The 239-nt window shown below is 40.6% G+C and carries 1 protein-coding gene; it reads right to left on the bottom strand.

The annotated features are described in order from the left end of the window. Nucleotides 1–94 precede the first annotated feature (94 nt). Nucleotides 95–239, bottom strand: a 145-nt coding sequence (locus ACFINZ_RS11805; RefSeq protein ID WP_375701625.1) for an alpha-hydroxy-acid oxidizing protein, incomplete at its 5' end; no start/stop codon positions are given.

The raw sequence follows: 239 nt of genomic DNA, 5'->3' as shown, positions 1-239 counted from the left end.
GGTTTAATATCAGCTGTCAATATGTCTGTAAAACATAAAAAATATGCCTCTCCATAAGAAAGATTTTCTTTAAACGCAGTTGAGAGTATTTTTTTCATTGCTCAAAAACATCTGGACTTGCTAAACTTTCCCGTGTGATCTCTTTAATCGCGCGTACACCTGTCAATGTCATCGCCACGCGCATTTCATTCGCAAAAAGATCAATGAGGGGCGCAACCCCTTTCTCACCTGCTGCTGCA

This window comes from Bartonella sp. AA81SXKL (genome assembly GCF_042196945.1).
In the GTDB taxonomy this organism is placed as follows: Bacteria; Pseudomonadota; Alphaproteobacteria; order Rhizobiales; family Rhizobiaceae; genus Bartonella.
The sequence above is the reverse complement of the archived record's forward strand: the minus strand, read 5'-3'. Positions and strand labels throughout refer to the sequence as shown.